General features: G+C 68.3%; 21 protein-coding genes. 10 read left to right on the forward strand and 11 right to left on the reverse strand.

What is annotated here, in order from left to right:
- Positions 1-2: 2 nt before the first annotated feature.
- The 6 genes from IQ782_RS23750 to IQ782_RS23775 form a co-directional block, all read right to left on the reverse strand.
- Complete coding sequence (locus IQ782_RS23750) at positions 3-1,448, reverse strand: TadA family conjugal transfer-associated ATPase (RefSeq protein ID WP_194137158.1); 1,446 nt, start codon at positions 1,446-1,448, stop codon at positions 3-5.
- Between the two features lie 12 nt (positions 1,449-1,460).
- The gene (locus IQ782_RS23755; protein ID WP_194137159.1) at positions 1,461-2,711 is read right to left on the reverse strand and encodes a CpaE/TadZ family protein; all 1,251 of its coding nucleotides are present in this window, start codon (positions 2,709-2,711) and stop codon (positions 1,461-1,463) included.
- A gap of 204 nt (positions 2,712-2,915) precedes the next feature.
- Positions 2,916-3,581, reverse strand: coding sequence for an OmpA family protein (locus IQ782_RS23760; protein ID WP_194137160.1), 666 nt, complete (start codon positions 3,579-3,581; stop codon positions 2,916-2,918).
- A 4-nt stretch (positions 3,582-3,585) separates the two neighbouring features.
- Positions 3,586-5,004, reverse strand: coding sequence for a type II and III secretion system protein family protein (locus IQ782_RS23765; RefSeq protein ID WP_194137161.1), 1,419 nt, complete (start codon positions 5,002-5,004; stop codon positions 3,586-3,588).
- Positions 5,005-5,218: 214 nt separating this feature from the next.
- On the reverse strand, positions 5,219-6,076 hold the full coding sequence (gene cpaB, locus IQ782_RS23770) for a Flp pilus assembly protein CpaB (protein ID WP_194137162.1): 858 nt from the start codon (positions 6,074-6,076) through the stop codon (positions 5,219-5,221).
- Between the two features lie 267 nt (positions 6,077-6,343).
- Entirely contained in the window at positions 6,344-6,559 is a 216-nt protein-coding gene (locus IQ782_RS23775) for a Flp family type IVb pilin (RefSeq protein ID WP_194137163.1), read from the reverse strand.
- Between the two features lie 435 nt (positions 6,560-6,994).
- Between IQ782_RS23775 and IQ782_RS23780 the strand changes: the two genes are divergently transcribed.
- From IQ782_RS23780 to IQ782_RS23800, 5 genes are all read left to right on the forward strand, one after another.
- Positions 6,995-7,852, forward strand: a complete 858-nt coding sequence (locus IQ782_RS23780; protein ID WP_420832687.1) for a lytic transglycosylase domain-containing protein — start codon at positions 6,995-6,997, stop codon at positions 7,850-7,852.
- A gap of 116 nt (positions 7,853-7,968) precedes the next feature.
- Positions 7,969-10,413 carry an ATP-dependent helicase HrpB gene (gene hrpB, locus IQ782_RS23785; protein ID WP_194137165.1) on the forward strand — a complete coding sequence of 815 codons (2,445 nt, stop codon included), beginning with the start codon at positions 7,969-7,971 and terminating at the stop codon, positions 10,411-10,413.
- A gap of 227 nt (positions 10,414-10,640) precedes the next feature.
- Positions 10,641-11,636, forward strand: coding sequence for a methylmalonyl Co-A mutase-associated GTPase MeaB (gene meaB, locus IQ782_RS23790; protein WP_194137166.1), 996 nt, complete (start codon positions 10,641-10,643; stop codon positions 11,634-11,636).
- Between the two features lie 117 nt (positions 11,637-11,753).
- Positions 11,754-12,044 carry a 50S ribosomal protein L28 gene (rpmB, locus tag IQ782_RS23795; RefSeq protein WP_092429714.1) on the forward strand — a complete coding sequence of 97 codons (291 nt, stop codon included), beginning with the start codon at positions 11,754-11,756 and terminating at the stop codon, positions 12,042-12,044.
- A gap of 202 nt (positions 12,045-12,246) precedes the next feature.
- Positions 12,247-12,678 (forward strand): copper chaperone PCu(A)C, encoded by a 432-nt coding sequence (locus IQ782_RS23800; protein ID WP_194137167.1) that lies wholly within the window; start codon positions 12,247-12,249, stop codon positions 12,676-12,678.
- Here the strand turns inward: IQ782_RS23800 and IQ782_RS23805 are convergent.
- Positions 12,675-13,391 carry an NAD-dependent deacylase gene (locus IQ782_RS23805; protein ID WP_194137168.1) on the reverse strand — a complete coding sequence of 239 codons (717 nt, stop codon included), beginning with the start codon at positions 13,389-13,391 and terminating at the stop codon, positions 12,675-12,677. The two genes, IQ782_RS23800 and IQ782_RS23805, sit on opposite strands and share 4 nt — an antisense overlap.
- Positions 13,392-13,474: 83 nt before the next feature.
- Between IQ782_RS23805 and IQ782_RS23810 the strand changes: the two genes are divergently transcribed.
- From IQ782_RS23810 to IQ782_RS23820, 3 genes are all read left to right on the forward strand, one after another.
- Positions 13,475-13,930, forward strand: coding sequence for a low molecular weight protein-tyrosine-phosphatase (locus IQ782_RS23810; RefSeq protein ID WP_194137169.1), 456 nt, complete (start codon positions 13,475-13,477; stop codon positions 13,928-13,930).
- Positions 13,931-14,059: 129 nt separating this feature from the next.
- Positions 14,060-14,581 carry an acyloxyacyl hydrolase gene (locus tag IQ782_RS23815; RefSeq protein WP_194137170.1) on the forward strand — a complete coding sequence of 174 codons (522 nt, stop codon included), beginning with the start codon at positions 14,060-14,062 and terminating at the stop codon, positions 14,579-14,581.
- A 112-nt stretch (positions 14,582-14,693) separates the two neighbouring features.
- On the forward strand, positions 14,694-15,110 hold the full coding sequence (locus tag IQ782_RS23820) for an ester cyclase (protein ID WP_194137171.1): 417 nt from the start codon (positions 14,694-14,696) through the stop codon (positions 15,108-15,110).
- A gap of 115 nt (positions 15,111-15,225) precedes the next feature.
- Here the strand turns inward: IQ782_RS23820 and ileS are convergent, their stop codons facing one another.
- Positions 15,226-18,210, reverse strand: a complete 2,985-nt coding sequence (ileS, locus tag IQ782_RS23825) for an isoleucine--tRNA ligase (RefSeq protein ID WP_194137172.1) — start codon at positions 18,208-18,210, stop codon at positions 15,226-15,228.
- A gap of 1,069 nt (positions 18,211-19,279) precedes the next feature.
- On the opposite strand from ileS, the gene IQ782_RS30235 reads away from it, so the two are divergent.
- The gene (locus tag IQ782_RS30235; RefSeq protein WP_277347899.1) at positions 19,280-19,414 is read left to right on the forward strand and encodes a hypothetical protein; all 135 of its coding nucleotides are present in this window, start codon (positions 19,280-19,282) and stop codon (positions 19,412-19,414) included.
- A gap of 174 nt (positions 19,415-19,588) precedes the next feature.
- On the opposite strand, the gene IQ782_RS23830 is transcribed toward IQ782_RS30235, so the two are convergent.
- From IQ782_RS23830 to IQ782_RS23840, 3 genes are read right to left on the reverse strand one after another with little or no spacing between them, the layout of a single operon-like run.
- The gene (locus IQ782_RS23830; protein WP_194137173.1) at positions 19,589-20,623 is read right to left on the reverse strand and encodes a YcjF family protein; all 1,035 of its coding nucleotides are present in this window, start codon (positions 20,621-20,623) and stop codon (positions 19,589-19,591) included.
- Entirely contained in the window at positions 20,620-21,090 is a 471-nt protein-coding gene (locus IQ782_RS23835) for a GNAT family N-acetyltransferase (RefSeq protein ID WP_194137174.1), read from the reverse strand. The genes IQ782_RS23830 and IQ782_RS23835 overlap by 4 nt, the downstream gene beginning before the upstream one ends.
- A complete protein-coding gene (locus IQ782_RS23840) occupies positions 21,087-22,514 on the reverse strand; it encodes a YcjX family GTP-binding protein (protein WP_194137175.1) in 1,428 nt (475 codons plus the stop codon). Before IQ782_RS23840 ends, IQ782_RS23835 begins: the two co-directional genes overlap by 4 nt.
- 203 nt (positions 22,515-22,717) lie before the next feature.
- On the opposite strand from IQ782_RS23840, the gene truA reads away from it, so the two are divergent.
- Positions 22,718-23,488 (forward strand): tRNA pseudouridine(38-40) synthase TruA, encoded by a 771-nt coding sequence (gene truA, locus IQ782_RS23845; RefSeq protein WP_194137176.1) that lies wholly within the window; start codon positions 22,718-22,720, stop codon positions 23,486-23,488.
- Positions 23,489-23,645 lie beyond the last annotated feature (157 nt).

The following is a 23,645-nucleotide window of genomic DNA, read 5'->3' on the forward strand; positions in this document are numbered from 1 at the left end:
GCTTACTCCGGGCGGAAAGGTTCGTAGATCGACGGCGGCACGTCGTAGCCCCACATGCGGAAGCGCTCGGAATAGTGGCTGCGCACGCCGGTGGCGGTGAAGTGGCCGATGATCTTGTTGTCCGGAGTAAGTCCGACCCGCTGGTAGCGGAACACCTCCTGCATCGAGATCACGTCGCCCTCCATGCCGGTGATCTCGCTGATCGAGGTCATCCGGCGCGAGCCGTCCTGTAGGCGGCTGGCCTGCACGAGGATATTGACCGCCGAGGAGATCTGGCTGCGCATCGCCTTGAGCGGCATCTCTACCCCGGCCATGGCGATCATGTTCTCGAGGCGGGAGATGGCGTCGCGCGGGTTGTTGGCGTGGATCGTGGTCATCGAGCCGTCGTGGCCGGTGTTCATCGCCTGTAGCATGTCGATCACCTCTTCGCCGCGGGTCTCGCCGACGATGATGCGGTCGGGGCGCATCCGCAGGGCGTTCTTCAGGCAGTCGCGCGGGGTGACCGCGCCCTTGCCCTCGACGTTCGGCGGACGGCTTTCCATGCGGCCCACGTGGGTCTGCTGGAGCTGGAGTTCGGCCGTGTCCTCGATGGTCAGGATGCGTTCGGAATCGTCGATGAAGGAGGACAGGGCATTGAGCGTGGTGGTCTTGCCCGAACCGGTACCGCCCGAGACGATGACATTGAGCCGTGTGGCGACGGCGGCCTGCAGATAGACAGCCATCTCCTCGGTGAAGGCGCCGAACTGCACCAGGTCGTCGATGCCAAGCTTGTCCTTCTTGAATTTCCGGATCGACACCAGCGAGCCATCGACGGCGATCGGTGGCACCATGGCGTTGAAGCGCGAGCCATCCGCCAGGCGGGCGTCGACATAGGGGTTGGATTCATCAACCCGGCGGCCCACGGCGGACACGATCTTGTCGATGATCCGCATCAGGTGCCGCTCGTCCTTGAACGTCACGTCCGAGAGTTGCAGCTTCCCGCTGCGTTCGACGAAAATCTGATGCGGCCCGTTGACGAGAATATCCGAGACCGTGTCGTCCTTGAGCAGGGTTTCGAGCGGGCCGAGCCCCTTCACCTCGTCATAGAGTTCCTGGTTCAGCGTGCTGCGTTCCTCGCGGTTCAGCACGATGCCCCTTTCCTGCAGGGATTCCGTGGCGATCGCGGCGATTTCCTCGCGCAGCTCGGCCTCGCTGGCCTGGTCGATGGCGGCAAGGTTCAAGTTGTCCAGAAGGGCGCGGTGCAGTTCGAGCTTGATTTCGCCCATGCGCTCCTTGCGTTTCTTCTCGCGGTCCTGCGGCCCGGCCTCGGCGGCGCGCTTGGGCAGCGGCTTGCGCATCGCCTGCGGCCGCGCGTCGGTGTCTACGGGAACCATTTTCGGTGTCGCCGCCTCGACCGGGGCAGGGGCCGCGGCCGGCTGAGGGGAGGGTTTCTTGTAACGCGAGAACATTGCGGGCTCCTATCACGCGGCTTCCGCATCCGACTGGCCGATGGCGTAAAGCTCGGCGGCCAGCTTGGCGATTTCCTTGCGCAGCGGGTTCTTGGCCGCCTGCTTGGCCAGGGGCAGGCCATGGTCGCCGGCCATCTGGACCTGCTTGCCGCCGTCGGGCAGCATCGCGCTGAAGTCGATCCCCAGGCCCTCGGCCATGCGCTTGGCGCGGGTCTTGCCGGGCAAGTCGGTGAATTTCGGCGCGTGGTTGACCACGAAGCGGATTTTCTCGAAGGGCAGGTCCTCGGATTGCAGCGCGCGCTTGAGGCGCAGCGCGTTCTGCGCCGAGCGCATGTCCAGCTCGACCAGCGCGAAGTAGACCTGAGCCTCGGTCAGGACCCTGTCCGTCCAATGGGTGATGGTCGTCGGCAGATCGACGACGACGAAGTCGAAATGCTCGCGCGCGGTGTCGAGCAGGCGCTTCACGTCCTCGGGCGTGAGCATGTCGAGCGGCAGCAGGTCCGCCGGGGCGGTCAGCACGTGCAGCTTTTCATCGACGGTGGTCAGCGCCTGACCGAAGCTGTCGCCGTCCATCGACGCAATGTCGCTCAACAGTTCAAAGACCGCTTCGCGGCGGGGCAGGTCGAGATAGGTGGCGACGGCACCGAATTGCAGGCCGAAATCGATCAGGCAGACGCGGGGCGCGCCGTTCTTGCGCACGGTGGCAAGTTCCCAGGCGAGGTTCACCGCGAAAGTGGTCGCGCCGCATCCGCCGGCCATGCCGTGCACCGCGATGAGAACGCCGTCACCTCCGCCCTTGAGCGCAACGCCCTCGGGCGCGGCGGGAGTCTCGGCCGCGAGGCGGGCCGCTTCGGCGCGGCTGCGGAAGCGGGCGACCGCGGCGGCCAGTTCGCCCTCGGGAAGTGGGTAGGGCGCAAATTCGTCCGCACCGCCGCGCAGCAGCTTGTGCAGGGAGGCAGGGGTCACGTCCTCGGCGATCAGCACGATCTTGATGCCGCGTTCGGCAGCGCGGGCGATGATCTGGGTAAGCAGCGGCAGATTGTTCTCGTCCTCGCTGTCGATGGCCAGGGCGATGAACTCCAGCGAGGCGGCATCGGGCTGGCTCAGGAAGGTCAGCGCGTCCTCGAAGCCAAGGTCTCCCCAGGCCTCGCCAAGCAGGGCTTCCATATCCTCGATGAGCAGGTCGAAGGTCTGCACGTCCCGGCTGACGGTGCAGGCCAAGATCGGCGCAGGGGCTGGCTGCCGCTCGGGAATAGTTGTCATTCTTCTTGTCCTTTGCCTCACGCGGGGGCGGTGGCAAAGGGTGCTTGTCGTGAATGTGCGCACCTTGCCCGCCGCTCTGTCCCTCGACTCGGAAGCCGTGCCGGGAGCGACCCGCTAGTGCAGAAAATGTCGGTCAAGTGGGGCAACATTTTGTCCGAAAAACCGTAATTGTACGGAATTGTCGGACGATCCCCGGCAGCGCGGTCAGAGCCCGCCGGAGCCCTCCGAGAGCGACGTGCCGCTCAGGCCCGTGGCCGGTTCCGCGCTGCGCACGTATTCCCGGTAGATGACTTGCGCGTATTTGCCGTCCAGCAGGGACGGGTGGCCGGCGACAAAACCCGACACCTCGGTGATGGTGCGCCGGTTGCGGCGCTCGCGTCCCTCGGTGACGACGAGCGGCTGTGTTTCGCCAAAGGAAACGACGGCCTCGAGCCGCGACGGCGAGATACCGAGGGTCGCGAGGTAGCGCACCACCGCCTGAGCTCGGCGCAGGCCGAGCGACTTGTTGTAGGCAGAGCTGCCGACCAGATCGGTGTGCCCGTAGACGCGGAAGCGCACTTCGGGGAATTGGCGGATCCAGCTGGCCTGGCGGCGCAAAATCCCCTGCGCCTCGGCGTCGAGCTGACTGCTGTTGAAGGCGAAGGTCACCATGCTGGGCACCTCCGCGGCAAACCGGGTGGAGAGATCGTGCACGTAGCTCTCCTGACCGGTCATCACCAGCGTGTTGGTCATCGTGGCATTGCCGAAGGCGCCATCGTCGACGCCCGAGCCGCTTTCATGCCCCGAGCAGGCCGCGAGCAGGGCGAGGCCCGTGGCAGCACCCGCGATCCGGAGCCTGCGGAAACCGGTCTTTTGCTGAAGAACCTGCATCGGATCAATCCATCACGTAGCCGTAGGAGCCGCTGAAGTCCTGCTTGGCAACCTCGCCGGCAGCCCCCTTCACGGGCCGGTTGCCCTCGGCGGCGGTGCGGCCGAACAGGAAGAGGTCGCGTTCCGAGGGCGGCTTGACGCGGTCGGTCGGCAAGGCCAGGGCCTGGCCGCGGGTCGGGGTCACCAGATGCGGCGTCACGATGATCACCAACTCGGACTGCTGGCGGCTGTATTCGGCGCTGCGGAACAGCGCGCCCAGCACCGGAACGTCGCCAAGCCACGGCACCTGGCCGTTGAGGTCGGTGAAGTCGTCCTGAAGCAGGCCGGCGATGGCGAAGCTCTCGCCGTCGCGCATTTCGACCGTGGTCGAGGTTTCGCGGCGGCGGAAGGCGTCGATGTGGATTTGATCCTGGTCGACGCCGTTGGTGCTGTCGATCGACGAGACCGCGGCCTTCAGCTCGAGGTTGATCAGATCGCCATCCACGACGCGGGGAATGAAGTTCAACTCGACGCCGAAAGGTTTGAAGTCGACCGAGATCGTGCCTTCCTTCTGCGCCACGGGCACCGGGTATTCGCCACCGGCGAGGAACTTGGCTTCCTGTCCGGAGAGGGCGGTGAGGTTGGGTTCGGCCAGGGTCCGGACCACGCCCTTGGACTCCAGCGCCTCGAGCAGGATGCCCACCTCGAGCCCGCCGGCGTTGAAGCCGAAGACGGCCGCGCCTTCGGTGCCGTCGGAGACGGTCACCGCAGAGCCGAGGGCATTGTCGCCGATCCAGTTGCCGGTTTCGGAGGCCAGCCCCAGGTCGCCGCCCAGCAGGTCGCCGTTCAGCGACAGCGAACTGCGCAGCGTCTTGGCGACGGAGCGCTGCATTTCGGCGAAACGCACCTTCAGCATGACCTGCTGCACGCCCGCGACGGACAGCAGGTTGGAGACCCGGTCCGGGGCGTAGCGCTGCGCGAGATCCAGCGCGCGGTCGAGTTTCTGGCTGCTCGAGACGGTGCCAGAAAGCACGATGCCGTCATTGGCGGTGCGCACCTCGATGTTCTCGCCGGGGAGAATCTGGCGCAGGCGTTCCTTGAATTCCGAGACATCGGCGGCGACGCGCACGTCGACATTGGTGATCAGCCGGCCATTGGCGTCGAGAATCGTCAGCGTCGTGGTGCCCGGCGTCTTGCCCAGAACATAGATCGTCCGGTCGGAGAGCGAGGAAATGTCGGCGATCGACGGGTTGGCGATCGAAAGCTCGGCGAAAGGCGTTTCGCTTTCCACCACCACGGCGCGGTTCATCGGCACGTTCAGCGCGCTCTCGGTGCCAGTGCGCACGACCCGCAGGCTTTCCGCCCGCGCAAGGCTCGGAGACAGGGCAGTCACGCTCAGCGCCAGCCCAAGCAGGGCCGCCTTGAGGAAGTTGTCAGCTTTCATGTGACCTGCCTTTCGATCACGTCGATCACGCCTCGGGGGCGGGTCGTGCCGCCCGCTTTTCCAGGCACTCTGCGCGCAATCCCGTTTCCATGCAAGAATCAATGGCTTCGCGGCCTGTCCTGCTGTGGATGTTGCGCAACATCGCCGCTTGAGGCGGGCAAATGCAAAACGGGGCGCCACTCCGGCGCCCCGTCTCCAAGCTCTTGATATCGGGTCAGTTCGTGCAGGGGATCGGGATTTCCGCCACCTCGCCGCCGCGGCGGACGCGGGTGGTGCAGGTCTGGGCGACGGGCTCGGCCTTGCGCTCTTCGGGGGCCTGGATGCCCAGCATGACCCGCTGGTCGACCTCGATAACATCGGCAACCGTGGTGTCGGTGGAATTCATCAGCGACAGCGACAGGCGGCCGGTGCTCTGCGCCTGGGCCAGCGCGGCGATCTCCTGCGGCAGGGCGGCCACGGTGACCGAGCGCGCGATATTGACGTCGGAATCATCCATGTCGGCGGTCTGGTCGATGGCAATGAGCCGCACCCCGGCCTGGATCAGCTTGGTGAACTCGCCGCGGATGCCGTTGCCGGTTTCGTTCGGGGATTTGCCGGTCCAGTAGACGTCCACCCGGTCGCCGGGACGCAGGAAGCCCGAGACCCCGGTGTGCACGTCGACCTTGATGGCAAAGGCCCGCTGCCCCGGCCGCAGCCGCGAGGTCAGCCCCGCGTCGCCGCCGGGCTCGCTGATCTTGCTGGGCACCACCGCCTCGAACTTCTCAAGGGCGCGCATGGCGACCCGCGGGGCATCGCCGTCCTTGAACAGCGGGGTCTTGGGTCCGAAGGTGTTCTCGGGCAGGATCTCGACGGGCCAGGGCGCCAGGCGCACGTCCTTGGCAGAGACGATCTCGCCGTGGGCGATGGCGCGGGTGGTCACATAGACCTGCTGGGTCGGCACCGCCTTGACCGATTTCTCGCGCTCCTGCTTCAGCGCCACCTGATAGGCGCCGATGTAATTCTGCGCGAGATACACAGCAAAGCCGGCAAGGCCGAGCCCCAGGATCAGAACCAGTCCGAATACCAGTCGCATGTCAGTTCCTCTCGTTCGGGGGCCGGGCGGGCCCTGCGCGTCGCGTCCACGCAGGTTTCTCCGGCGCGTCCAATGGGGGGTCTACGTGGGGATTGTGGTGAAAGATGGCCGCTTCTGGGCCTTCACGGCGGCGCGTCGGGGCGACTGCGCCGGCGGTGCCGATTGCGCGGAGCGGCGGGCCCGCGCGCCCCCGAACAGGAAACCGCCGCCGGACAGCGTCCGGCGGCGGCTTTGCAAAGGCCTGCGATGCGGCGCTGTTGCTTACCGTTATTGTTGTTCTTCCGCGGCGGGCTCAGCGGCGGTGTCGCCGGCGATCGCAGTGGTCAGGTTGCCACCGACCGAGGTGAGTGCGGTGGTCACGTTGGTGCCGATCAGGTTGTAGGCGGCTGCCGCCATGGCGACCACGGCTGCGGTCAGCACGACCCAGTCCACGGTGACTGCGCCGTCTTCGTCCTTGCGGAAGTTCTTGATGAATTTCAGCATTGTCTCTCTCCGTAAATCCAGTTTGCTCTCTCAACCGCTTCGGGAGCTTGCCGGGGCGTCTCTCCACACCCCTGTCCCTCGTGGCCTAGACCCAATAAAGCCGGTGGAATGAGGCGGGACTTTGGCGCAATCGGATTGTTTTTGCAGTCCGGAAAGGAATCTATAACATTCCGACAAGTCGCTGATTTTAGATGTAAAAATCAAGAAAGCTCGGCGCATTCTGGCAAAACCTCGCCCGGCTGCGCCCTCCGGGTCACGAATTTATGCGCGTTTCGCGAACAATCTTGGTTGACTTTGCAATCTGTGCGAGACTCGCTGGCGGGCGCGGATCCGCCGGTCCTCCTGCCGGGGCAGGGGCAGGCCGGGACTGCGTCGGAGGCGAGTCGGACGCAGAGCCGGGCCCCTCGACAGGCACAAGACGCAGACGAGGCAGCAGTGACCGCAGACGTCATCCGACCGGGCTTTTTCCGTACCGCCACGCTGGCCGTGGCGCTGGCCGCCGCGCCGCTTGCGGGGGGTGTCCGCGCCGAGACACCGCCGCCCTTTCCCGAATTCTCGGCCAAGCGCGTGACTCCGCCCAAGCCGGGCACCGCGAAACGGATCACCGTTCAGATCGTGCCGCCGCCGCCAAAACCCGTGCCTTTGCCGCAGGAATCGCTGCCGGACGCGCCGTCGGTGCCGGGACGGAGCGAAGGGACAGGCAGTTACGGCTGGTTCTGGCAGGCGGTCTCGCCCGAGCTTGCTGCCTCGGGTCCGGGGCGACTCGAGCCGGCGCTCCTGCGCCTCGACCGGCCCCCGCAGGGCGGAGGCGTGCGCGCGCCGCGCCTGCAACAGCTGCAGGACATTGCCGCGCGCTACGGCATCGAGCTGCTCAAGGCCACCGTCGGCACCCGCGTCTCGCCGGCGCTGGCGCTGGCCGTCATGGCGGTGGAATCGAGCGGGCGCAGCGATGCGGTGAGCCGGGCCGGCGCGCAGGGGCTCATGCAGCTCATGCCCGCCACCGCGGCGCGCTTCGGCGTGGCCAATGCGCTTGACCCGGCGCAGAACATCCGCGGCGGTGTCGCCTTCCTCGACTTCCTCATGGAACGTTTCGACGGCGATCCGATCCTCGTTCTGGCAGGCTACAACGCGGGCGAGAACTCGATCCCGCAGCACCAGGGCGTGCCACCCTATGCCGAGACCCGCGACTATGTCCCCAAGGTGCTCGCCGCCTTCAGCGTCGCCAAGGGCCTGTGCCTGACCCCGCCGCAGCTCATCTCCGACGGCTGCGTCTTCCGCGTCGCCGCGCGCTGAGCCGCCCTTTCTTCTAGGCGGAAATATCCCGGGGGAGAGGCGCGCAGCGCCTCGGGGGCAGCGCCCCCCGAATCCCGCCCTCGACGGCGGCACTGCGATCCCGCATAACCACGCGCATGGATCACCTGCCCATCGACGCCGTCCTGCCCGAGCTCATCTCTGCCCTGCGCGCGCGGGGCCGCGCCGTGCTGCAGGCGCCGCCCGGCGCGGGCAAGACCACGCGGGTGCCGCTGGCGATGCTTGATGTCGGGCTGACCGAGGGCCGCATCGTCATGCTCGAGCCACGGCGTCTTGCCGCCCGCGCCGCCGCCACGCGCATGGCCGAGACGCTCGGCGAGGCCCCGGGCGAGACCGTGGGCTACCGTATCCGCGGCGAGAGCAAGACCTCGAAAGCCACCCGCATCGAGGTGGTGACCGAGGGCATCCTCACGCGCATGATCCAGTCCGACCCCGAACTCGCGGGGGTTGGCGCGGTGATCTTCGACGAATTCCACGAGCGCTCGCTCAATGCCGACCTCGGCCTCGCGCTCTGCCTCGAGATCGCCGGGGCGCTGCGCGACGACCTGATCCTGCTGGCCATGTCCGCCACGCTCGACGCCGGCCCGGTGGGCGAGCTGATGCAGGCACCGGTGATCACCTCGGAGGGCCGCAGCTTCCCGGTCGAGCCGCGCTGGCTCGAGCGCTCCGTGCCGAAGACCCAGCGTTTCGAGCAGGCGATGGCGGATCTCATCGTGCAGGCGGTGTCCGAGACACAGGGCGGCCTGCTGGCCTTCCTGCCGGGCGAGGGCGAGATCCGCCGCACCGAGTCGGTGCTGAAGTCGCGCCTGCCGAAGGAGGTGACGATCCGCCCGCTCTTCGGCGCCATGGAGTTCGCCGCGCAGCGCGCCGCGATCCGCCCCGAGGAACAGGGCCGCAAGCTGGTGCTGGCCACCTCCATCGCCGAGACCTCGCTGACCATCGAGGACATCCGCGTGGTCGTCGACGGCGGCCGCGCCCGCCGGGCCCGCTTCGACCCCGGCTCGGGCATGTCGCGGCTGGTGACCGAGAAGGTCACCCGCGCCGAGGCCACGCAGCGCGCCGGCCGCGGCGGAAGGGTCGCGCCGGGCATCGCCTACAAGCTCTGGACGCGTGGCGAGGAGGGCGCGCTTCACGCCTTCCCGCCCGCCGAGATCGAAACCGCCGACCTGTCCGGCCTGGCGCTGGAACTGGCGCTCTGGGGCGCCACGCCCGAGGATCTGCCATTCCTAACCGCGCCGCATGCCGGTGCCTTCGCCGAGGCGCAGGCGCTTCTGGCAATGCTCGGGGCGCTGGACAGCGAGGGCCGCATCACCCGCCACGGTCGCCAGCTCGCCCGTCTGCCGCTGCACCCGCGGCTGGCGCATATGCTCAGCCTGGCCGGACCCGAGGCGGCACCGCTCGCCGCGCTGCTGGCCGAGCGCGATCCGCTGCGCGGCGCCCCCTGCGATCTGAGCTATCGGCTCGAAGCCCTCCGCGACCTGCGCCGTTTCACCGAGAGCCGCCCCTATGAGGTCACCCGCGCCGCGCTCGAGCGGATCAAGCAGGAGGCGCGGCGGCTCACGCGCGCCGCCGGCGAGACCCAGGGCGCGCGGCTTTCGCCCGCCGCGCAGGCCGCGCTCGCCTACCCGGACCGCATCGGGCTGCGCCGCAAGGGGGATGCGCCGCGCTACCAGCTCTCGGGCGGCAAGGGCGCGGTGATGGACGGGGCCGATCCGCTGGCGCAGACCCGGCTCATCGTCGTCACCGACACCGACGGCAACCCGCGCGAGGCGCGCATCCGGCAGGCCATCCCCATCGCGGAGTCGGAGCTGCGCGCGCTCTTCGAAGGCCAGATCGTCTGGCAGGATGTCTGTGAATGGTCGAAGCGCGACCGCCGGGTCATCGCGCGCCAGCAGGAACGGCTGGGCGCCATCGCCCTCGATGACCGGCAATGGAAGGACGCCCCGGCCGAGGCCGTCTCCCGCGCCATGCTGGACGGGGTGCGCGAGCTCGGCATCCCGCTGTCGGACGCCGCCCGCCGGTTCTGCGCGCGGGTGGAGATCGGCCGTGCCGCCGGGCTCGACCTGCCGGACATGGGGCCGGATGCGCTGATGGCCGAAGCAGAGGACTGGCTGCTGCCCTTCCTCGGCGGCGTGAAGAGCGCCGAGGACTGGAAGCGGCTCGACCTGCTGCCGGCGCTTCGCGCCCGGCTTGACTGGGGGCAGATGCAGGCGCTCGACGGCTCGGTACCGGGCCGGTTCACCACGCCGCTCGGGCGCGAGATTCCCATCGACTACTCGGGCGAGCACCCCGAGATCACCCTGCGCATCCAGGAGATGTTCGGCCAGCGCAGCCATCCGATGGTCGGCAAGCTGCCGCTGCGGGTCACGCTGCTCTCGCCCGCCCGCCGCCCGGTGCAGACCACCATGGATCTGCCGGGCTTCTGGGCCGGCTCCTACGCCGACGTGCGCAAGGACATGAAGGCGCAATACCCGCGCCACCCCTGGCCCGAGGACCCGCGCGAGGCCGATCCCACGCTCCGCGCCAAGCCGCGCGGCACCTGAGCCCGCGGCGCTTCTGCTCTTTCCAAATACGCCGGGGTGAATTGGCCGCAGGCCAAGAGGGGCAGCGCCCCTGCTCGGCAATCCGCTCGGCGCCGGTGCCGCAGAGGGGGCTCTGCCCCCACCGCCTGCGGCGGTGCCCCCGGGATATTTTCACCCAGAAGAAAAGCCCTGCGGGTGGACATTCCGCGCGGGGGCGGCGCAAATCGGGGCAACTGAAGCGAGGTGGCATGGATATCGAGGACCTGGCGGCACGCATCGAGGCCGGCGAACGCCGCGCGCTGGCGCGGGCGATCACGCTTGTGGAAAGCGCGCGCGCCGACCACCGGGCGCAGGCGATGGCGCTGCTCGACCGGCTGCGCGGGGCGGGGCGCGAGGGGCTGCGGATTGGCCTCTCGGGCACGCCGGGGGTGGGCAAGTCCACCTTCATCGAGGCCTTCGGCATGATGCTCGCCGCGCAGGGTCTGAAGGTGGCGGTGCTGGCCGTCGATCCCTCCTCGGCGCGCTCGGGCGGGTCTATTCTTGGCGACAAGACCCGCATGGAGCGGCTGTCGCGCGAGCCCAACGCCTTCATCCGGCCCTCGCCGGCGCAGTCGCAGCTCGGCGGCGTCGCGCGGCGCACGCGCGAGGCGATCGGTCTTTGCGAGGCGGCGGGCTTCGACGTGATCCTGATCGAGACCGTGGGGGTGGGCCAGTCCGAGACCATGGTGGCCGAGATGTCCGATCTCTTCCTGCTGCTGCTGGCCCCCGCCGGCGGCGACGAGTTGCAGGGCGTCAAGCGCGGCATCATGGAGAGCGCCGACATCATCCTCGTCAACAAGGCCGACGGCGAGCTGAAGGGCGCCGCGACCCGCACCTGCGCGGATTACGCCGGGGCTCTGCGGCTCCTGCGCAAGCGCCCGCAGGACCCCGAGGGTTTTCCCAAGGCGCTGACCGTCTCGGCGCTGGAGGAGGCGGGGCTGTCAAAGGCCTGGGAGGAGATGCAGGCGCTGGTCGGCTGGCGGCGCGAGAGCGGCCAGTTCGCCGCCCGGCGGGCCGAGCAGGCACGGCACTGGTTCGAGGCGGAGGTGCGCGAGGGGCTGCTCGCGCGGCTGCGGCAGGAACCGGTCCGCGGGGCCATGGCAGCGCTGGCGGGGCAGGTCGAGCAGGGCGGACTGAGCCCCGCCCGCGCCGCCGAGGAAATCCTCCGCACCTATCTTCCGGGCTTTGCCGGGAAGGGCTCTTGACTCCGATGGGGCTTGGAGCTAGAGAAGCCCGACCAGATTCCGGGCGCTGTGCAAGCGGCGCCCTTTGATATTGGCGGAAGGCCCGCTTTCGCCCCGAGACATGAAGGAATGGACCCAATGTCGCGCGTATGCGAACTGACCGGCAAAGGCCCGATGACGGGCCACAACGTGAGCCACGCCAACAACAAGACCAAGCGTCGCTTTCTGCCGAACCTGAATGATGTGACCCTGCAGTCCGAGACCCTCGGCCGCGGCGTCAAACTGCGCATCTCGGCTTCGGCCCTGCGTTCGGTCGACCACCGTGGTGGCCTCGACAAGTTCCTCGCCAAGGCGAAGGACGTCGAACTCAGCGCCAATGCCCTGAAAGTGAAGAAAGAAATCGCGAAGGCACAGGCCGCTCAGGCCTGATCCTGCCCACAGAGATTTCCACAGCCCCGGAGCAGCCTGCTCCGGGGCTGTTTTCTTTTGTTTTCATCTACTTGATGCTTATCTGATTTTCTGCGCCGCGGCACTGTTCGGTGAGATATCCCCAGGGCATGCCCTTGCGGTAGCCCTGTGGATGGTCCACGAATTCCGAGGGATTACCTTCACTTGGGGAGAGGAGCTGAGCATGGGCCTGAAGTTTGCTTTGATGATCGCGCTGGGGCTGTCCACAGCCGCGCAGGTGCATGCGGATATCGTCATCGAGGACGCCTATGCGCGCGCCGCGATGCCCTCTGCCGCGAGCGCTGCGGTCTACATGCAGGTGCGCAACGACGGCCCCGAGGATGACCGGCTGATCGCGGCCAGTTCCGAGAGCGCCGCGAAGACCATGCTGCACGGCAGTTCCGAGGGCGCGAACGGGGTGGTCTCCATGCAGGGGCACGCCGAGGGCGTGCTGATTCCCGCCGGGAGCGACCATGCGTTCGCTCGCGGCGGCGACCACATCATGCTGATGGGGCTGACCCGGCCGATGGAGCAGGGGGCGACGGTGGGTCTCGTACTGACCTTCGAGCGGGCGGGAGAGATTCGCCTCGAGGTGCCGGTGGACCTCGACCGCTAGGCTTTGGCGGCGAGAATTTCCTCGACCCACTGCGGCACGATGCGGCTGGCGGGGCCGACGCGATGCTCGGCGAAACTGCGCGACGTGTCGCTGTCGCTGAGGTTGAGTTCGACCGTATGCGCGCCGGCATAGGCAGCCTCCTGCACGAATCCGGCGGCCGGGTAGACCTGTCCCGAGGTGCCGATGGCGGCGAAGAGGTCGCAGGTTTCGAGGTGCTCGGCGATCTCGTCCATGAAATAGGGCATCTCGCCGAACCAGACGATGTCTGGGCGGGTCGCGGGGCGGTCGCAATGCGGGCAGACCCCGGACGGCGACATGACCAGAGGTGCCGTCCACCGGCCGCCACAGGCGGCGCAGAGCGCCCCGTCCAGCACGCCGTGCATGTGGAGCGCCGTGGCTCCGGCCTTTTCGTGCAGCCCGTCGACATTCTGGGTCACGAGGATCACCTCGCCGGGATGGTCGCGTTGCAGGCGGGCCAGAGCGGAATGGGCGGCGTTGGGCGTGGCCACGGCGGCCTGCGCGCGGCGCGCGTTGTAGAAGTCATGCACCAGCTTCGGATTGCGGGCGAACCCCTCCGGCGTCGCCACGTCCTCGATCCGGTGCTGCGCCCAGAGCCCGCCCTCGTCGCGGAAGGTGCCCAGCCCGCTTTCGGCGGAAATCCCGGCCCCGGTTAGGATAACGATCTTCTCTGCGGTGCTGCGCTGTGCGGACATGGCCCCTCGCTGTGTCGGGTGGCGCGCCGGGGGCTTTGCCCGCCGGCGGCGTCGCGGTATCACGGACCCCGAAGGAGACCCGCATGACCTACCGTATCCTCTTTGTCTGTCTGGGCAATATCTGCCGCTCCCCCTCGGCCGAGGGGGTGCTGCGCGCGAAGGCCGAGCAGCGCGGTCTGCCGCTCGAGATCGACAGCGCGGGAACGGGGGACTGGCACGTCGGCGAGCCGCCCTATGGCCCGATGCAGCGGGCCGCCAAGGCGCGGGGCTACGATCTTTCGGGGCTCCGCGCCCGGCAGGTGTCGCCCGAGGACTTTCATCACTTCGATTTGATCGTCGGCATGGATGGTGCGAACATGTCCAACCTGCTGGCGCTCCGGCCCGACGGCAGCAAGGCGGCGCTGGCGCTGTTCACCGATTATGCGCCGGAAATCGGCGCTTCCGAGGTGCCTGATCCCTATTACACGCGCGATTTCGACGGCACGCTCGATCTTGTCGAACTGGCCGCGGAGGGGCTTCTGGCGCGCCTGCCGCTGTAGACGCCTGTTGCCGATTGGATGCGCCGCATCTCCGGAGCCGCGCTCCGGGTGGACAGGAGGGCAATCCTGCGCCATGCAAACGCCATCAACGGACGGCGCGTCAAGCGCCGGGGCAGACAGGAGAGCAGAATGGCAAACGGAACCTTCGCGGTGCTGATGCTGATCGGTGGTCTTACCGACATGGGCATGAACTACTGCGGTACGGCGGACGGCTGTCTTGGTCCGAACGAGACGCGGTCGCGCGTCGCTTTCTCTCTGGGTCAATGGGTCGATCGTGAAGCCGAAGCAAAGGGCGAGGCCTATCTTCGCTACGATCTGGGGCGCAAGTTCGGCCCCTTCGGCCAGACCATGGGCATTTCGGTGAGCGAGGACGGCGAGGGCTGGGTCGGCTACGGCGCGACCTATGGCACCAACATCGGGTACAGCCCGTTCTACGCCGAGCTGCACGCCATGCCGGGGCTCTATTTCAACAACGACGGTTTCGACCTGGGCGGTCCGATCGAGTTTCGCTCGGGAATCGAGCTGGGCTACGAGACCAGCCGCGGCTGGCGAGTCGGCCTGAGCTACGACCACCGCTCGAACTGGGATATCTACGACGAGAACCCCGGCGTCGAGACGGTGCAGCTGCGCGTCAGCATCCCGACCCGCTGAACGCGGGCGGCAAGAGTGGCAGGGGGCACCCGGTTCGGGCGCCCTTTTTGCGTTGCCGGCCCGTCGCGACGCGCTAGGCTCCGCCGCAGTTCGGCAGGGGGAGCATCGACATATGACATCCGAAGAACTGGCTGGGGTCTATCGCGGCTATATCGCGTGCCTGAACCGGCAGGACTGGCCGCGGCTTGGCGAGTTCGTCGCGGAAACGGTCGAATACAACGGCGCTCGGATCGGCCTTGCGGGCTACCGGGACATGCTCGAGCGCGATTTCGAGGCGATCCCGGACCTCGCGTTCAAGATTGCCCTGCTTGCCTGCGATCCGCCGCAGATCGCCAGCCGGCTTGACTTCGACTGCACCCCGGTCGGCACGCTTTTCGACCTGCCGGTGAACGGACGCCGCGTGCGGTTCGCCGAGAACGTCTTCTACCGGGTTCGCGACGGGCGGATTGCCGAGGTCTGGTCGGTGATCGACAAGGGCGCGATCGCCGCGCAGCTGCGCGGGGCCGGGGACGCGCCCGGCGGGGCCTGAGGCCGCCGGGCAAGAGCAAAGGGCCGGGGCAATGCCTGCCCCGGCCCTTCCTTTTCTTCACGGAGTCCCCTGCAGCCCGCGCCGTCACAGCGCCGCGGGGCAGGGCCGCTCCGTCTTACCCCAGGGCCGCGTCGCAGCGCGCGCAGGTGGCGGGGTGGCTGTGGGTGCCGACGTCCGGCAGGATCTTCCAGCAACGCTGGCATTTCTCGCCCTCGGCCTTCTCGAAGACCACGCCCACGCCCGGCACGTCGGCCATGCGGAAGGCTTCGGCCGGGGCCGGATCGGCGGTCAGCGACACCTCGGAGGTGATGCAGATGTCCTCGAAGGCGACGGTCTTCAGCGCTTCCAGCATCGCCGCATCCTCGACATGCACCACCGGCGATGCCTCGAGCGAGGCGCCGATGACCTTGTCGGTGCGTTGCAGTTCCAGCGCTGCGGTCACCGCGCGGCGGGCGAGGCGCACCTTGCCCCATTTCTCGGCCAGCACGGCATCGCGCCACTCGGCCGGGGTCTCGGGGAAGTCCATCAGGTGCACCGAGCTGTCCTCGCCGGGGAAGCGGTCGAGCCAGACGTCTTCCATGGTGAACGGAAGCACCGGCGCGAGCCATGTGGTCAGCCGGTGGAACAGCAGGTCCATGACGGTGCGCGCGGCCTTGCGGCGGGCGGTGTCGCCGTCGCAGTAGAGCGCGTCCTTGCGGATGTCGAAGTAGAAGGCCGACAGATCCACGGTGCAGAAGGTGAAGACCTGCTGGAACACGTGCTGGAAGTCGAAGCTGCGGTAGCCCTCGCGCACGACGTCGTCGAGCTCGGCAAGGCGGTGCAGCACCCAGCGCTCGAGTTCCGGCATGTCCGCCGCTTCGACCCGGTCGCTCTCTTCGAAGTGGCCGAGCGCGCCGAGCATGAAGCGCATGGTGTTGCGCAGGCGGCGGTAGCTGTCGGCGACGCCCTTGAGGATCTCCGGCCCGATCCGCTGGTCGGCGGTGTAGTCGGTCTGGGCGACCCAAAGGCGCAGGATGTCGGCGCCATACTGCTTGATCACCTCGTCCGGCACGATGGTGTTGCCGAGCGATTTGGACATCTTGTTGCCCTTCTCGTCCAGCGTGAAGCCGTGGGTGACGACGTTGCGATAGGGCGCATGGCCGGTGGTGCCGACCGATTGTAGCAGCGAGCTGTGGAACCAGCCGCGGTGCTGGTCGGTGCCTTCCATGTAGACGTCGGCGATGCCGTCCTTGGTGCCGTCGGCGCGGTCGCGCAGCACGAAGGCATGGGTCGAGCCAGAGTCGAACCAGACGTCGAGCACGTCGTAGACCTGCTCCCACTCATCGGCGTTGTACTCGGCCCCGAGGAAGCGCTCCTTGGCGCCCTCGGCGTACCAGCAATCGGCACCCTCGGCCTCGAAGGCCTCGCCGATGCGGGCGTTGACCGCCGGATCGCGCAGCAGGAAGTCCGCGTCGGTGGGCAGGGCGCCCTTTCTGGTGAAGCAGGTCAGCGGCACGCCCCAGGCGCGCTGGCGCGACAGCACCCAGTCGGGGCGGGCTTCCATCATCGAGTAAAGCCGGTTGCGGCCCGACTGCGGCGTCCATTTCACCTGGTCGATGCAGGTGAGGGCGCGCTGGCGGATGGTGGTGCCGTTCTCGTCTTGGCCGTCGTTCACGTCGCGGTCGATCGAGGCGAACCACTGCGGCGTGTTGCGGAAGATCACCGGCGCCTTCGAGCGCCAGCTGTGCGGGTAGGAGTGGGTGACGCGGCCGCGGGCGATGATGCCGCGGGCCCCGACCAGCTTGTCGATCACGGCGGCGTTGGCCTTGCCTTCCTTGCCCTTGTGATCGAACACGGTCAGCCCGGCGAAGAACGGCACATGCGGCAGGAACTCGGAGTCCTCGCCGACGTTGTGGGTCATCCGGTCGATCCAGTTGCGCTTGACGAAGCACTCGTAGTCGTCGGCGCCGTGGCTGGGCGCGGTGTGCACGAAGCCCGTGCCCGCGTCATCGGTCACGTGCTCGCCGTCGATCATCGGCACCTCGTAGTCCCAGAAGCCCTCGGCGCCCTCAAGGCCGGCGAAGGGGTGGGCGAGGGTGAGGCTCGACAGCTCTTCCGCCGAGACGCCGCGCTTGCGGGTGAACATCTCGGGCGCGAGGCGGGCGGCCTTGAACACGTCGCCGGCCAGCTTGTCGGCCACGACGTAGAGATCACCGACCGACACCCAGGACTCCTCGGGGGTCGCGGTGACCTCGTAGAGCCCGTATTCGATCGAGGGGTTGAAGGCGACGGCCTTGTTCGAGGGGATGGTCCAGGGGGTGGTGGTCCAGATCACCACGCGGGCCTGGTGCAGCGCCTCGGCCAGCAGCTCGGTGTCGGCCCCGGCGTAATCGTCATCCTCGCCCTGCGGCAGCGCGATGTGCCCGCCCGAGACGATTTTGAACGGCACCCAGATCGTGTGCGACTTGTGGTCGTGGTACTCGATCTCGGCCTCGGCCAGCGCGGTCTTCTCGACCGGCGACCACATGACCGGCTTCGAGCCCTGGTAGAGCGTGCCGGTCATCAGGAACTTCATGAATTCCTCGGCGATCACGCGCTCGGCGTGGAAGGCCATGGTGAGGTAGGGATCGTCCCAGTTGCCGGTGATGCCGAGGCGCTTGAATTCCTCGCGCTGGATGTCGACCCAGCCTTCGGCGAACTTGCGGCATTCCTGCCGGAAGTCGATGATCGGCACCTCGTCCTTGTTCTTGCCCTTGGCGCGGTACTGCTCCTCGATCTTCCATTCGATCGGCAGGCCGTGGCAGTCCCAGCCCGGCACGTAGCGCGCGTCATGGCCCATCATCTGGTGCGAGCGGACGATCATGTCCTTGATCGTCTTGTTCAGCGCGTGGCCGATGTGCAGGTGGCCGTTGGCGTAGGGCGGGCCGTCGTGCAGCGTGAAGGGCGTGCGCGCGCCGTCCGCGGCCTTGTCGCGAAGGCGGTCGTAGACGCCGATCTTCGCCCAGCGTTCCAGCCACTCGGGCTCGCGCTTGGGCAGGCCCGCGCGCATCGGGAACTCGGTTTGCGGAAGGTTCAGCGTGTCCTTGTAGTCAGGCGTCTGGGGGGTGGTGTCGGCGCACATGTTCTGCGGTCCCGGAAATTATGTCGGAGATGTCTGAGAAAGGTCGGCGCGGCGGTCCATACGCCTTGTCCCGGCGGCTCTAGAGGTCAGAGCGCCGGGCATGTAATTCGAATGATGATCGCATTGCGGGGCATCATGCGCGCCTTATAGGCATCCGACTCGCGATGGTCCAGTGGTTGCGGAGGGGTGCCTGCCGAGGCGGCAATGCGCGGAATTCCACCTCGAAGGTGGCGCGAAAACGGCGCACCGCCGCCGGTGCGCGGGTGCGGTGGCGGGGATCGGCCAATGCGGTTGCCGTATCTGGCGGCAGCGCGCCGGTAAGCCGGGGCCGCGGGGATTGCAGGCGACCTTGGCCAGCAAATGAGGTTTATTTCTGCAAATGCCACGCCCCTCCCACACTCAACCGTACCCGGCGTGCGCACTCCGAACTCGTGGAGGCTTTATGGCCTATCGTGATACCGAGCTGCGTCACAGCGGCTCCTATGGCTCAACGTTGCGTTCCGAGCCCAAGATGGATTTGGCGGAACGGCATCCCTACGGCGGGGCCGGAACCCTCACCGGCGGTCTGCTGGTCGCCGTTCTGCTGATACTCGGCCTGGTGGTCGGGATTGGAACTCTGAGGGTCGGCGGGGTAGGTGAGTCCCCCGTCCCCTCGGAAGGCGGGGTCCAGAACTCCGTCACGGGGCAAAGTGGAGGGACAAGAACCGCTTTGCCTTCCCCCGCGTCGGCCAATTAAGGCCGGTGCGCTGTACCCCTCGCCCCTGAAACGGGGACCCGCTACCACTCACGGATGGTCCGGGCGAGGGTTTCCTCTCATGAACGGCCCCAGGTTTGGGGGCACCCCCTTTGGCCAGTGCCGACTGAAAGCTCCTTTACCGGCACTGGCCGCCCTTTTTCCGCGCATCGCCTTCCGGATGGCAGCCCAGGCTCGGGCTGCATCACAACGTGAACAGCGCCCCACGGCAAAGGTCCCTGCTGCGGCGATGCCGCCGAGGGCGAGCGTTTCCAGCCCTGAGCGCCACCGGGGCGTGAGCGACCCGCGGCGCTTGTAGGCCCCGATTAGACCCCGATGCCGAAGAAACTCGTCATGGTGCGCCGCGTCGCGACGCCAAGCGCATTCTCGAGCGCCAGCACGAGGGACAGCATCGGCACCACCCCGGCGACGATGGCAAAGGTGGTGACCGAGCCATCGATCGCCCCTTAGACCACATCACGCTGGAAGCCGTGATCCCCCGGCTTGGGAAAATCCTTGGCGGGGTCGGGCTGGCGGACCATCGGCCAGGCTCCTGCCGGCGGCACGAGCCTGACCTCGCCGTGCGCCGCGCGCCTTGTCCCGGATCAACCCGCCGCGGATCAGATCGCTGCCTGTGGCACGGGGTCACCCCTTGGTGTTCTCCCTGATCACGAAACCGGCCAGCGCGGTGCGGATGATCTCGCGCACCGAGGGGCGCTTGCGCTGGACGAAGGGCAGGGGCCGGCAGACCTCGATCGCCGCAACGCCGACGCGCGCCGTCAGTGCGCCGTTCACCAGCCCTTCGCCGAAGCGGCGCGACAGTTTGCCAAGGATGCCGCCGCCGAGCACCGGTTCGAGCATGTCGTCGCCTACCGCCACCGCGCCCGTGGCCACGAGATGCGACATCACCGCCCGAGTCAGCCGCCAGCTGCCGAGCGTGCCCGAGCGCCCGCCGTAGATCTCGGCGATGCGGCGGATCATCCGCAGGTTGGAGGAAAGCGCTGCGATCACGTCGGCCAGCGCCAGCGGCACCAGCGCGGTGACCGTCGCCACCTGCCGCGCCGAGGCCTCGACCTCGCGCCGTGCGGCGGCATCGAGCGGCACCAGCAGCTCGGTTTCCGCCAGCCCGATCAGCCCCGAGGCGTCGAAGACCTCGGCACCGCGCTCTTTCAGACGCTCGCGGCCCCAGCGGGTGTCCTCGCGCCCGGCGTAGAGGCTCGAGAGCTGGTCCACCACCTTGCGCGCCGCTTTCAGGTCCTCGGAGGCCAAGGCGGCATCGGCGGCGCGGTGCAGCGCGTCGACCTTGGCCAGCCGCGACATGGCGGCAAGTTCCTTGACCACGATGGCAAGACCGACCAGCACCACCAGCCCCATCAGCACCGAGACCGCAAGCCCGAGCAGCGGCACCGATGCGATGAGATCGGTGGCGAAGCGCCAGGCGGCGATGGAGATCAGCGCCGAGATCAGCGTGCCGGCGAGGGCCCAGAACCAGCGCGCCAGCTTCGAGGGGCGGCGCGCCGCCAGCGCGGCGACGGTGGTCATCGCCTGTCCCTGCGGGCCGGGCAGATCCGGTTCAGGCACCGGCGGCGCCTCGGAAGGGGTGATCGTGGGCTGCGCCTCGTCGAGGTCGAAGAGGATCGGGCCCTGCTTGCGGGGGCCTCCGGGGGGCAGGTCGCTCATGCGCGGGCCTCCTTGATGCGGGATGTGGGGCGCTCCCAGACGTAGAAGAGATCCGGCAGGCCTTCCTCGTTGGCAGACCCGTCGCCGCGTCCGGTCACGGCGAAGCCCGCGCGCTCGTAAAAGCGCTGGGCGCGGGCATTGGCGACGAAGGTCCAGAGTTCCAGACGGCGCGCCGCGCGCTGGGCATCCGCCAGCAGCGCCCATCCGACGCCGCGCCCCTGCGCCGCGGGCGAGACGAAAAGTGCATGCACGTAGGTGTCCTCGCGGGCGAGGAAGCCCAGGAGCGCGCCGCCGCGGGTCTCGGCCACGGTGACCCAGCCGCGCTCGATCATCATGCCGGCATGGGCGATGTCCTCGGCACCGCTGTGCAGCGCGGGCTTCCAGTCATGCGCCGCGACCGCCTCGGTGATCATCGCACCGAGGCTGCCGGCGTCGGTGGGGCGGGCAGGACGCAGATGCGGGCTCACAACTTGTCTCCGAAGAGGAACTGCGCGGCGCGGTCGAGCCGGATGTGCGGCGGGCCCTCGCCGGGCTTCAACGTCAGCGGAGCGGGCGCGAACCGCATGATCTCGTAGTCGGCATCGAGCCAGCCCGTCGCGCCTTCGCGCGCCGGGGTCAGCAGATGCGCCGGGTCCTCGGGCAGTGCGCCGGGGTAGAAGGCCGCCTGCTTCCCGCGCGAGCCGTCGGCGTTCAGCAGCGTGCCGCGCACGCAGTCAAGCTCTCCGCCATTGTGCGGCAGCGTCTGCTCCACCGTGGCGCGCAGCGCGGCGATCGACATGGCCGCGGTTTCGGCCCCGGCAAAGCGCGCCCGGTCGCGCGCCTCGCGGGTCAGCGCCTCCATGATCGCGGTGAGCCGCGGGTGCTGGCTATGGTGCAGGTGGTCGGCCTTGGTGGCGGCGAAGAGGATTTTCTCCACCCGCCGCCCACGCAGAAGCTGCGTCAGCCAGGCGTTCGAGCCGGGACGGAAGGCCCCGAGGATGCCCGCCATGGTGCGCCGCAGGTCGTCGAGTGCCGGCGGACCCGCGTGAATGGCCCCCAGCGCGTCCACCAGCACGATCTGCCGGTCGATGCGCGAGAAGTGGTCGCGGAAGAAGGGCTTCACGATCTGCGACTTGTAGGCCTCGAAGCGGCGCTCCATCTCGCGCCAGAGCGCCTTTCGCGCGGGATTTTCCGGCTTGCGCATCGGCGCGAAGGTGAGCGCCGGGCTGCCCGCCTTCTCGCCGGGCAGCAGGAAACGCCCAGGCGTGCAGTCCGAGAACCCGGCCTCGCGCGCCTGATGCAGCGCGCCGGTGAAAGCCTCGGCCAGCGCCTTGGCCTGCGGCTCGGCGAACTCTGCGTTCGGGTCGATCCCTCCGAGCAGGCCGAGGAAAGCCTCCGATCCGGGCCGCTGCGGCAAGCGCGCCAGCGTCGTTTCGCTCCAACGCTCGAAGCTCTGCTCGAGCAGGCCGAGATCGAGCAGCCACTCGCCGGGATAATCGACGATATCGAGATGTATCGTACGCGGGCCCTGCAGCCCGGCCAGCAACCCCGTGGGCCGCACCTTGAGCGAGAGCCGCAGTTCGGAGACGGCGCGGGTGCTCTCGGGCCAGCGCGGCTCGCGCGCGGTGAGCGCGGCAAGGTGCGTCTCGTAGTCGAAGCGCGCCACGGTGTCGTCGGGCTGCGGCTGGAGATAGGCGGTGAGGATGCGCGATTCCGCTTCTGCGGCAAGCTGCGGCATCCGCCCGCGGTCGAGCAGGTTGGCGACCAGCGAGGTGATGAAGACGGTCTTGCCGGCGCGCGACAGCCCGGTCACGCCGAGGCGCACGACCGGCTCGAAGAAGGTTTCCGACAGCGTGTCGGCGACGTTTCCGACCCCGCGGCTGAGCGTGTCGGCGATGGTTCCGATGACCAAGGCGGCGTCCCTCGTTCTGCGTTTCCCTAGAGATAGAGGCGCGGGGGCCGGGTTGCCAGTGCCCGTCTCGGGCGCGGGGCGCAGCGAGGGGCGCTGCCCCTCTTCGCCTGCGGCGAATTCACCCCGGGATATTTGAACCTAGAAGAAGGTCGGGGCAGCCGCGGGGATTGATGGGCGCGCGGCGGCGCGCTAAGGGGGCATCCATGCCCAGATACGCGCTTTTGGTGGAATATGACGGCGGGCCCTTCGCGGGCTGGCAGCGTCAGGCGGATCAGCCCTCCGTACAGGGGGCGATCGAAGCTGCCCTCGGCAAACTCGAGACGCGCGAGCACACCATCGCCGCCGCCGGGCGCACCGATGCCGGGGTGCACGCCCGCGGGCAGGTTGCCCATTGCGACATGGAGAAGGACTGGGATCCCTTCCGTCTCGGCGAGGCGCTGAACTTCCACCTCAAGCCCGCGCCGGTGGCGATCCGCGCCTGCGCGGCGGTCGACGGCGACTGGCACGCGCGCTTCTCGGCGACGGAGCGGCGCTACCTTTTCCGGGTGCTGGTGCGCCGCGCGCCCTCGACGCTGGAAAAGGGGCAGGTCTGGCGGGTGATGACCCCGCTGTCGCTCACGGCGATGCGCGACGCTGCGACGCATCTCATCGGGTTGCACGACTTCACCACCTTCCGCTCGACCATGTGCCAGGCCGCCTCGCCGGTGAAGACGCTGGACGAATGCCGCATCGAGGAGGTCGAGACCGGGGCGGGTACGGAATACCATTTCCACCTGCGCGCCCGCAGCTTCCTGCACAACCAGGTGCGCTCGATCGTCGGCACGCTCGAGCGGGTCGGCGCGGGCAGCTGGGCGCCCTCGGATGTGAAAGCGGCGCTCGAGGCCGCCGACCGCGCCGCCTGCGGGCCGGTTTGCCCGCCGGATGGGCTCTACCTTATGGGTGTCGGCTACCCCGAGGATCCCTTTGCGGCGTGAGCCGCGCAAGGTGCTTGATTTACGCGGGGAAACCCGGCAAGAGCCTGCGCATGACGCAAGCGATCCGAATCCGACGAGCCTGAGCTCTTCCTGCAGCGCCCCTTTCGGGCGCGTCCGATCGTTTGTGCGTCACACATCCCCTTTGAAAACTTGACTT

This window comes from Salipiger mangrovisoli (assembly GCF_015223355.1).
Taxonomy (GTDB): Bacteria; Pseudomonadota; Alphaproteobacteria; order Rhodobacterales; family Rhodobacteraceae; genus Salipiger; species Salipiger mangrovisoli.

Coding starts and splice junctions, on each gene's coding strand:
- IQ782_RS23750 (WP_194137158.1), bottom strand. CDS start 1,448: ATGTTCTCGCGTTACAAGAAACCCTCCCCTCAGCCGGCCGCGGCCCCT.
- IQ782_RS23755 (WP_194137159.1), bottom strand. CDS start 2,711: ATGACAACTATTCCCGAGCGGCAGCCAGCCCCTGCGCCGATCTTGGCC.
- IQ782_RS23760 (WP_194137160.1), bottom strand. CDS start 3,581: ATGCAGGTTCTTCAGCAAAAGACCGGTTTCCGCAGGCTCCGGATCGCG.
- IQ782_RS23765 (WP_194137161.1), bottom strand. CDS start 5,004: ATGAAAGCTGACAACTTCCTCAAGGCGGCCCTGCTTGGGCTGGCGCTG.
- cpaB (WP_194137162.1), bottom strand. CDS start 6,076: ATGCGACTGGTATTCGGACTGGTTCTGATCCTGGGGCTCGGCCTTGCC.
- IQ782_RS23775 (WP_194137163.1), bottom strand. CDS start 6,559: ATGCTGAAATTCATCAAGAACTTCCGCAAGGACGAAGACGGCGCAGTC.
- hrpB (WP_194137165.1), top strand. CDS start 7,969: ATGGATCACCTGCCCATCGACGCCGTCCTGCCCGAGCTCATCTCTGCC.
- meaB (WP_194137166.1), top strand. CDS start 10,641: ATGGATATCGAGGACCTGGCGGCACGCATCGAGGCCGGCGAACGCCGC.
- rpmB (WP_092429714.1), top strand. CDS start 11,754: ATGTCGCGCGTATGCGAACTGACCGGCAAAGGCCCGATGACGGGCCAC.
- IQ782_RS23800 (WP_194137167.1), top strand. CDS start 12,247: ATGGGCCTGAAGTTTGCTTTGATGATCGCGCTGGGGCTGTCCACAGCC.
- IQ782_RS23805 (WP_194137168.1), bottom strand. CDS start 13,391: ATGTCCGCACAGCGCAGCACCGCAGAGAAGATCGTTATCCTAACCGGG.
- IQ782_RS23810 (WP_194137169.1), top strand. CDS start 13,475: ATGACCTACCGTATCCTCTTTGTCTGTCTGGGCAATATCTGCCGCTCC.
- IQ782_RS23815 (WP_194137170.1), top strand. CDS start 14,060: ATGGCAAACGGAACCTTCGCGGTGCTGATGCTGATCGGTGGTCTTACC.
- IQ782_RS23820 (WP_194137171.1), top strand. CDS start 14,694: ATGACATCCGAAGAACTGGCTGGGGTCTATCGCGGCTATATCGCGTGC.
- ileS (WP_194137172.1), bottom strand. CDS start 18,210: ATGTGCGCCGACACCACCCCCCAGACGCCTGACTACAAGGACACGCTG.
- IQ782_RS30235 (WP_277347899.1), top strand. CDS start 19,280: ATGCCGAAGAAACTCGTCATGGTGCGCCGCGTCGCGACGCCAAGCGCA.
- IQ782_RS23830 (WP_194137173.1), bottom strand. CDS start 20,623: ATGAGCGACCTGCCCCCCGGAGGCCCCCGCAAGCAGGGCCCGATCCTC.
- truA (WP_194137176.1), top strand. CDS start 22,718: ATGCCCAGATACGCGCTTTTGGTGGAATATGACGGCGGGCCCTTCGCG.